The sequence below is a fragment of the Kitasatospora sp. NPDC059408 genome (assembly GCF_042751525.1).
GTDB lineage: Bacteria > Actinomycetota > Actinomycetes > Streptomycetales > Streptomycetaceae > Kitasatospora.
Window position 1 is genome coordinate 18,095 of record NZ_JBHYWI010000027.1, and the last position, 9,223, is coordinate 27,317.

General features: G+C 76.3%; 6 protein-coding genes. 4 read left to right on the forward strand and 2 right to left on the reverse strand.

The annotated features are described in order from the left end of the window. Positions 1-3: 3 nt before the first annotated feature. Complete coding sequence (locus ACFXDE_RS19490; RefSeq protein WP_380495846.1) at positions 4-1,077, reverse strand: hypothetical protein; 1,074 nt, start codon at positions 1,075-1,077, stop codon at positions 4-6. A gap of 347 nt (positions 1,078-1,424) precedes the next feature. On the opposite strand from ACFXDE_RS19490, the gene ACFXDE_RS19495 reads away from it, so the two are divergent. Next, positions 1,425-1,943: a hypothetical protein gene (locus ACFXDE_RS19495; RefSeq protein WP_380495849.1), complete on the forward strand. Its 519-nt coding sequence runs from the start codon at positions 1,425-1,427 to the stop codon at positions 1,941-1,943. A gap of 26 nt (positions 1,944-1,969) precedes the next feature. Beyond that, a complete protein-coding gene (locus tag ACFXDE_RS19500; RefSeq protein ID WP_380495852.1) occupies positions 1,970-2,869 on the forward strand; it encodes an endonuclease/exonuclease/phosphatase family protein in 900 nt (299 codons plus the stop codon). A gap of 1 nt (position 2,870) precedes the next feature. Here ACFXDE_RS19500 and ACFXDE_RS19505 read toward each other — a convergent pair whose 3' ends face one another. Beyond that, entirely contained in the window at positions 2,871-5,660 is a 2,790-nt protein-coding gene (locus ACFXDE_RS19505; RefSeq protein WP_380495854.1) for an ATP-binding protein, read from the reverse strand. A gap of 329 nt (positions 5,661-5,989) precedes the next feature. Between ACFXDE_RS19505 and ACFXDE_RS19510 the strand changes: the two genes are divergently transcribed. After that, entirely contained in the window at positions 5,990-7,228 is a 1,239-nt protein-coding gene (locus ACFXDE_RS19510) for a glycoside hydrolase family 27 protein (RefSeq protein ID WP_380495857.1), read from the forward strand. A 169-nt stretch (positions 7,229-7,397) separates the two neighbouring features. Next, entirely contained in the window at positions 7,398-9,032 is a 1,635-nt protein-coding gene (locus ACFXDE_RS19515; RefSeq protein ID WP_380495860.1) for a PucR family transcriptional regulator, read from the forward strand. Positions 9,033-9,223 lie beyond the last annotated feature (191 nt).

A 9,223-nucleotide genomic window follows, 5' to 3' on the forward strand; every position in this document is an offset into this window, starting at 1 on the left:
GGGTCAGTACCCGATGATCCGCAGGCTGCCGTTGCCGGCGACGTAGAAGGTGTGGGCGTCGGGCCCGACCGCCAGGCCCGTCACGTAGGCGAGGCCGCCGACGCCCTCGCCGGGGACGGGGGCACCGGTGGCGGTGTCGACGGACAGGACCGCCGACTGCTGCGCGATGGCGTAGAGCCGGGTGCCGTCCGCGCTCACCGACGGGTTCTCCAGCCGCTGGCCGGGGGCGATGTTCGTGGTCGCGGTGACGGTGTCGGTGGCGGTGTCGACGGTGTAGCCCGTGCCGGTGTCGCCCACTCCGTACAGGCGGGTGCCGTCGGGGGAGAGGGCCAGCGCGACGACGGTGCCGGCGGTGGCGGCGACGGTCCCGGCCACGGCCGGGGGCTCGGCGCCGGTGTCCAGGTGGACCAGGCCCTCGTCGGTGCCGACGTACGCGTCGTCGCCGCAGGCCCGCGCCACGACCGACCCCAGGTAGTGGCCGGGCACCGGCACGGCGGCCGTGTACGCCTGCTGCTGCGGCGAGAACTCCAGGACGCGGGCGCCCTCCTGGGGCGGACGGTGGAAGGCCGCGGGCCCGTCCTGGGTGACGTAGACCCGCGACCCGTCCGGGCTCACCGCCAGCGAGCCGAGGCCCCCGGGGCTGGTGCCGTCGGGGCGCGGCTGGTCGGGGGCGTCCGTGCTGGAGACGAGGGTGTCGGTGGCCGTGTCGACGGTGCCCAGCACGGACAGCGGCACCTTGCGGCTCGTCCCGAACAGCACGTAGGCGCGCGAGCCGTCCGGACTGAGCGTCACCGGCCCGGCGTCGGCCCCGAACCCGGTGGTCAGCGTCACCGTGGCGGTGACGGCCCCGCTCCGGGTGTCGACCACCTTCAGCCTGGCGCCGTGCGTGCCGTCCTTGACCGAGACGTACGCCTTGCGCCCGTCCGGAGTGACCGCCACCGAGGCCGGCGACGTACCCAGCTCGACGGTCCGCGGCACACCCCGCACCGGCCCGCCGGAGCCGTCGTCCGTCCCGTCCGCCCCTGCGCTACCGGCCCCGGCCACCACCAGCGCCCCCGCCGCGGCCAGAGCACCCACCCAACGCACCTTCGCCATCCGAGACTTCACAAGACCCTCCCCAAGTCCACACTTCGGAGGGCAAACGCTACGGGACCAACCCGCCGGACAGGGCCCGGTTCTCGGCCGTCCTCCGCGCCCGCTGCCCCCCGGCCGCGTCACCCTGGTCAATCGACGTTGAGCGCGCGCAAGGGCGCTGATAGCGTCCGCATGCGCGCGGCCGTTCGGCCCCGAAGCGCTCCATGGGGGGAACCGGAACCATGAGCACCCGGCCGGCGAAGCATGCGCACAACTCATCGACTCGTAGGAGGAATTGACCCATGGCCGTGGCCTGCCCCCAATGTGCCGCACCGGACGAGTGCGTCCCCGTGCCGCAAGCCCTGGCGGACGTCCGCCTCGACGGGGGAGTGCGGGCGCTGCTGGCCCCGCCGCCCGAGCCGGGGCCGGTCCGCATCCGCATGCACACCGCCGCGATCGTGCTCTTCTCCATCGCCGGGGCCCTCTGCCTGCTCGGCCTCGTCTCCCTGGCGAACTCCACCGAGAACATGGACGGGTACTCGACCGCCTACCAGCTGGGCCGCCGCGTCGGCGTGTTCCTCCTGCCCGGGATCCTGGCGGCCATCGGCCTCGTCGTGCACACCAAGAGCCGCGACAAGCGCACCCGGGCCGCCGAACAGGGCCTGCCGGAGCGGCAGGCGCTGTGGCAGCGCCACATGCGGGTGTGGCAGGCCGGCCGGCTGTGCCGGCGCTGCCGGGTGGCGTTCTTCCCCGCCGGATCGGTGCGCCCGGACGCCCCCGCCTCGCCCGCGATCCCCCTCACTCACTTCCCGTCCTGGGTCATGGCCGGCGTCGGGCCCCTCACCGTCCCCGGGCAGCCGCAGGGTTGAGGCGGCGTCCGGGTAGCGTCCGGGGCATGACGATGACCCAGCGGGTGCGCCTCGCGACGTTCAATGTGTTGCACGGCAGGCCGGTCGGGGCGGACGGCCGTCCCGCGTCCATGCGGGACATGCCCGCTCCCGAGCGGCCGCTGTGCGAGGCCGTCGCCGCGCTGGACGCCGACGTCGTGGCGCTGCAGGAGGTCGACCGGCTCCAGGAGCGCTCCGGCGGCGTCGACCAGGCCGGCGCGGTCGCCCGCGCGGTGGCGGCCGCCCACTGGCGCTACGCCTCCGCGCTCCACGGCCACGCCGTCCTCGGGCGGGGCTGGCTCCTCGACCCGTCCCGCCCCGGGCTGCGCGTGTACGGACCCGACGACGCGGACCCGGACGGCGGCGGCCCCTCCCACGGCGTCGCACTGCTGTCGCGCCTGCCGGTGCGCGCGTGGCGGGCCGCCCGCCTCGCGCCGGCCCCGATCGCGGTGCCGCTGCGCATACCCGGCAAGCAGGGCCTCGTCTGGTCCCGCGACCGGCCGCGCGCCGCGCTGGCGGCGGTCGTCGAGGGACGGCGCGGGCCGTTCACGGTGGTGGCCGCGCACCTGTCGACCGTCCCCGGGCAGAACGTGCGCCAGCTGCTGTTCCTGCGCCGCTGGATCGCCGCCCTGCCGCGCCCGCACGTCCTGCTCGGCGACCTCAACCTGGTCGGCGCCATCCCGCGCACCGTCCTGAGCGCCGCCGAACTGCTCGCCGCACCGCGCGACTCCGCTGGACGGAACGGTGCCTGGCGCGACGCCGTCCGCGCGCGGACCTACCCCTCGCACCGCCCGCTGGTGCAGTTCGACCACATCCTGACCAGCGGCGTGGCCGGCACCCCGTACGGCCACGCCTCCCGCAGCGAGGTGTCCGACCACCGGCCCCTGACGGTCGAACTGCCCCTGTGAATCAGCCCAGCAGGGCCCGCGCCCGGTCGGCCAGGCCGTCGGCGTCGCAGCGGGTGGCCAGCTCCAGCCCGCGCGCGAGCGCGTCGCGCGCGCCCGACCCGGTGCCCAGCGCCTCGCCCAGGTCGACCAGCGCCACCGCGTGCTCGTAGCGGGCGGGGGAGCGCTCCAGGTGCCGCACGGCCTGCGCCAGCAGCTCGGCGGCGTCCGCCCGTTCGTGCACCGAGGCGCCGAGCCGCAGCGCGCTGCCGATCGCCGAGTCCGTGCCCGACTCCCTGGCCCGGCGCACCGCCTCCCCGGCCAGCGCGCGGGCCCGCTCCGGCTCGTCACCGGCCACCGCGCGGGCCAGGTGGGCGAGCCACGGCGCCCACACCGTGTTGCGCCACCCGCGCGCGTCCAGGGCCGCGCCGGCGGCGGCCAGCGCCTGCGCCGCCCCCGGCGCGTCGCCCCGGGCCAGCAGCAGCCGGCCGTACAGCGTCGGCGCGTCGGGCAGGACCATCACACTCGGGTACGGCGGGCCGAAGCCGTGCTCGTGCGCGAGCTCCAGGGCCTCGGCCAGCCGCCCGCGCGCGGCCAGCGTCTCGGCCAGCGCCCCGACCGCGTCCCAGTGCAGCGGGATCCCCGGGCCGATCCGCCCGGCGATGCGCAGCGCCCGGCGCAGGTGGTCCTCCGCCTCGGCGAGGGCGCCGCAGCGGAAGCGGAGCATGCCGGTCAGCAGGTGGGCGAAGCCGAGGTGGCCGCCGCTCCACCCGGCGACCTCGTAGGCGCGCACCGCCTCGGTGAACAGCTCCTCGGCCCGGTCGACGCGGTCGGCGTACAGGTAGCTGATGCCGAGGATGCCGGGCAGTTCGAAGCCCCAGGTGGTGTTGGTCCAGCCCAGGCTGGAGGGCAGGCGGCCGTGCGGCAGCGCGGACTCGGCCAGGGCCAGCGCCCGCTCCCGGTCGGCGCCGCGCAGCGTCAGGTCCCAGCAGCGCAGCACGGCCACCGCGTGGGCCAGGCCGTCCTGTTCGAACAGCGGCCGCTCGTCGGTGCCGGCGTTGCTGTTGGCGTCGCTGTCGGCGTCGGCGTCGGTGAAGGCCAGGCCGACCGTGTCGAGCATCCGCGCGAACTCCGCGAGCCGCTTGGAGCGCCCCGGCCCGTCCTCGTCCACGGACTGGAACACGGCGAACATGAAGTGCGCGACCTCCAGACGCAGCCGCCCCGGCCCCGGCGAGGTCCGCGCGGCCTCCTCCGCGCACACCGCGGCGGCCTCGTCGAGCCGGTTGCTGTGGGCCAGGGCCTGGGCGAGGCGGAACGTCGCGTCCACCCGCGTCCCGGGGTCCAGCCCGTCCGGCTCGGCGAGCGCCAGGCCCAGCTGGTTGACGGTGGTCGCCGGATCGGTGAGCAGGGCCGAGCAGCCGAGCTCGTAGAGCACCGTGGCCCGGTCCTCGTCGGCGGGCGGCTCGCTGATGGCCCGGCGCAGACAGCGCTGGGCGGCCTCCGGCGCGCCGATGGCCAGGTGCTCGCGGGCCGCGCGGCGCAGCTTGGCCACGATGGCGCCGTCGCCCTCGGGCAGCAGCTCCAGCAGGTGCCGGGAGGCCGCCAGCAGGCCGAGGCCCGCGTTCTCCACCTCGACGGCGGCCACCCCGTGCATCCCGGTGCGGGTGGCCGGCGGCATGGACTGGTAGAGCGAGGTCGCCACCAGCGGGTGGACGAACTCCAGCCGCCCGCCCGGCGTGCCGGTCAGCACCCGGTGCCGGCGCAGCTCCCGCACCGATCCGGCGGCGGTGTCCGGGCTCTGGGCGCAGATCGCGGCGGCGAGCTCCGGGCGGATGTCGGTGCCGAGCATCGACGCCGCCCAGGCGAAGCGCAGCGTGGTGGGGCCGAGCTTGTCCAGCCAGTGCCGCAAGGTCATCCCCCGGGCGTTGGCGGCGAGTTCGCGCAGCTGCGCGCTGTTCTCGCCGACCGGGTCGAGCTGCTGGTCGAGGACCTCGCGCAGCAGGGCGGTGGTCTCGTACGGGTTGCCGGCGGTGACCGACCAGACGTCACGGCAGAAGGCGTCCTCCGCCCCGTCGCCCAGGGCCTCGCGCACCAGGTGCGCGACCGAGGCGGGCCGCAGCGGCCGCAGCCGGTGGCACCGGTCGGCCGCGGCGGCCAGCGCGCGCTCCAGGGCGAGGACGCCGTCGGGGAACTCGTCACGGCAGGCCAGGACCAGCAGCGCGGGCAGCTCACGGGCGCGCACCGCCACACCCGCCAGCCAGCCCAGCGACTCCGGGTCCGCCCAGTGCAGGTCGTCGACGATCACCGCCACCGGCGGGCGCAGCTGGACGAGCCGGGTGAGCACGAAGTCCAGCCCGTCGCGCACCCCCTGCGGGTCGAGCTGCCCGCCGGGCCGCAACAGCCCCACCGCCGGGCCCACGATGTCCTCCCACGGCCCCAGCACCCGCGCCCGCTCCCCGTCGGACAGGCCCGCCAGCACCGGCTGCACCAGCTGGCGCACCACGTGGAACGGTTCGTGGCGCCGCTGCTCCCCGCCCCGGGCGAACAGCACGGTGCAGCCCGCGCCCGCCGCCTCGCGCCGGACCTCGGTCAGCACCGCGGTCTTGCCCAGTCCGGCCGCGCCGGTGTACAGCAGCACCTCCCCCGAAGCGCTCCCGCCGGGCCCGCAGTTGCCGCTCCCGTCCCCGGGCCGGGCGAGCGCCCCGATCGCCTGCCCGGCGGACCGCAGCTCGGCCTCGCGCTCGTGCAGCCGGGCCCCCGGCCCGCCGTCCCCGCCACCGTCCCCCGCAGCGGGCAGTCCTTCGGCCACCGTCATCTCCAATTCATGCTGCTAAGGCCATTGTTGACGAGCCGTTAGAGGCTACTGCCGAACGCGCCGCTCCGGTTGTGCCCTTGACAGTGCGGTGTCCCGGCGGCCGGTGTCCCTGCGGCCGGTGCCCCGGCCGGTGTCCCGGCGCCGCACACCGGAGCCGGGACGCCCCACCGCCGGGCGTCGGCCGCAGGCCCGCCCGGACCTGCGGCCGACACGTTCGAGTGGTCATGGGGACATCCGCGGTTGACGTCCCTCCGGCGTCCGCAGATTTCGAAGCATCAGTTCCCTTCCGCAGCACTCACCTCGCTGCTCTCCGCCCCACTGGAGGAACGATGCGCAAACTCTGGGCCACGGCGCTCGCGGCCGTGCTGAGCGTGGCACCCTTCGCCGTCGCCCCGACGGCCGCAGCGCCGGTCCCGACGCCGACGCCGGTCCCGACGCCGACGCCGGCTCCGGCCGCGGCGCCGGCCGGTGCCGCCCTGGCCCTCACCCCGCCCATGGGCTGGAACGACTGGAACGCCTTCCGCTGCGAGGTCGGCGAGCAGCTCGTCGAGCGGACCGTCGACACGATCGTCGCCACCGGCCTGAAGGCGGCCGGCTACGAGTACGTCAACATCGACGACTGCTGGATGACCCACGAGCGCAGCCCCGACGGGCACCTCGTGCCGGACCCGGTCAAGTTCCCGCACGGCATCGCGGGCGTGGCCGACTACGTCCACGCCAGGGGCCTCAAACTCGGCATCTACGAGAGCGCCGGCGTGGAGACCTGCGCGCACTACCCCGGCAGCCTCGGCCACGAGCAGCAGGACGCGGACTCCTTCGCCTCCTGGGGCGTCGACTACCTGAAGTACGACAGCTGCCCCGGCAACCAGCCGACCCCGGCCCGCGAGCGCTACCGGACGATGGGCGACGCCCTGGCCCGCACCGGCCGTCCCATCGTCTACAGCCTCTGCAACTGGGGCGAACAGGACGTCGCCGACTGGGGCGCCGAGATCGGGCAGCTGTGGCGGACCACCGACGACATCAGACCCACCTACAGCCGGATGCTGGAGATCTTCCACGTCAACGTCCAGCTCGCGGACCGCGCCCGGCCGGGCGCGTGGAACGACCCCGACGCACTGGAGGTCGGCAACGGCATGACGGCCGACGAGGACCGCGCCCACTTCTCGCTCTGGGCCGCCATGGCCGCCCCGCTGCTCGCCGGCACCGACCTGACCAGGGCCACCCCCGGGACCATGGCGATCCTCGGCAACACCGACGTCATCGCCGTGGACCAGGACCCGCTCGGCAAACAGGGCCGGCCGGTCACCATGGCCAACGGCCTCGACGTCCTGGCCAAACCCCTCGCCGACGGCTCCGTGGCCGTCACGCTCTTCAACGAGAACGCCGAACGCGCCGTCATCTCCACGACCGCGTACGCCGTCGGCCTGCCCGCCGCCGACCACTACGTCCTGCGCGACCTCTGGGAACACACCACAGGCGAGACCGCGGACGCCATCGCCGCCGAGGTGCCGGGCCACGGCGCCGTCATGTACCGGATCACCGCGGCGGGGTCCGGCCCGAACCGCTGACACCACGTCGGCCCTTCCCGACCCCGCGTCAGCCCTTCCCGGCCCCGCGGCGCCCCTTCCCGGCCTCATGTCGGCCCTTCCCGACCCCGCGGCGGCGAGTACGCTTGTCCGCCCAGCACGCCGGCCCGGCCCGGACCGGCGGCCACGCACCGCGGGGGAGGGGCGGCCCATGCCGGAGCAGCCGTCGACGTCGACCGGCACCACGGCACCCGAGCGGACGCTGCACGGGCTGCTGCTCCTGACGGAGGCGGTGGTCGAGCTGTGCCTCGCCCCGCTGGGGCAGGACGTCCCCGTCCTCGGCCTCGACGTCTTCGACCGGCCCGAACCGGGCGCCGGCCGCGGCGACCTGCTCGTCGCCGTCCGCGTCGACCCCCGCTCCGAGCAGGCCCTCGCCCTGGTCCGGGCGGCCGGACGCGACGGCGCCGCGGGCGTCGTCTTCCGCGACGAGGGCGCCGGCCCGCCGAACGGCGCGCTGCGCGCCGCCGCGGCCGAGGCCGGGGCGGCACTGCTCTTCCGCCACAGCTGGGTCGACTGGGCGCAGCTGATCGCGGCCCTGCGCGCCGCACTGGAGGTGGCCGGCGAACCGGAGGCCACCACCGTGCCGCTCGGCGACCTGGACGCGCTCGCCGAGGCGCTGGCCCCCCTGGTGGGCGGAGCGGTGACCATCGAGAGCCCGCACTCCCGCGTCCTCGCCTACTCCTCGAACAACAAGGACGTCGACGACATCCGCCGGGACACCATCCTCACCCACCGGGTACCGCCCGACCGGGTCGAGGCGATGCGCAAGAACGGCTTCTTCCACCGGCTGCGCACCACCCCGGGCGCGCTCCACCGCCGCCCGCACGGGGACGTCCCCGAGCGCGCGGCCATCGCGGTCCGCGCCGGCGAGGAGATCCTCGGCTCGATCTGGGTCGCACCGACCGACCGCCCCCTGCCGCCCACCGTCTCCGACGCCCTCCAGGCCGCCGCCCGCGTCGCCGCCGCCCACCTCCTGCACGACCGGGTGCGCCGCGCCGGACAGCGCGAGCAGGTCCTGGAAGCCGCCCGCGCCCTGCTGGACGGCCGGGGCTCGGCCGACGCGCCGGCCCGCACCGGGCTGCCCCCGGCGCAGCCGTGCGCCGTACTGGCCATCGCCGCCACACCCGAGAGCCCTGACACCGACGGCCGGCTCGCCCGCACGGCGGCCGGACACTGCACGGGACAGGGCCACCACGCGCTCGCCACGGCCTCCCCCGACGGCGCCCGGGTCCTGCTCGGCGGCCTGGACCGGGACCCGCGACGGGCCGCCGCACAGCTCACCCGCCTCGCCGACTCCCTCGCACGGGAACTGTCCCAGGACCCCGCCCACCCCGTGCGCATCGGCATCGGCGAGGTCCGGGACCGACTCGACCTGGCCGCGGAATCCCGCCGCACCGCCGACCTCGCCCTGCGCGCCCTGCTCTTCACCCGCTCCGCCAAGGCCGCCGCCCGGGCCTTCGCCTCCGTGGCGGACCTGCCCGACACCGTCGCCTTGCTGCACGCCCTGGACACCCTGCGCGACGCCGTGCCGCCGGCCGACAGCTCGGTCGAACGGCTGCGCGCACACGCCACCCGCACCGGCGAACTCGTGCTGCTCGACACGCTGCGCGCCTACCTGGAGCACTCCCGGGACGGCGCCAAGGCCGCACGCGCCCTCAACGTGCCCGCCGGCACCTTCCGCTACCGCCTGGAGAAGGTGAAGAAGGTCTGCGGCATCGACCTGGACGACCCCGACGCCCGGCTGCTCGCCCACCTCCACCTGCGGCTGACGGACCGCCGGCGCTGAGCCCGCCCCCGCCGATTCCGTCGCACCGCACGGCGAAACCGCCCCCGAACCGTCGCCCCGCACCAAAGGGGCGACCGCCCCCCCCCCCCCCCCCGCCCCCCCCCCCCCCCCACCCCCCACAACCCCGCCCAGGGACGAACACACCCCCCCCCCGCGCCCCGCCCCCAGGACCCCAACCCCCCCCACCCCCC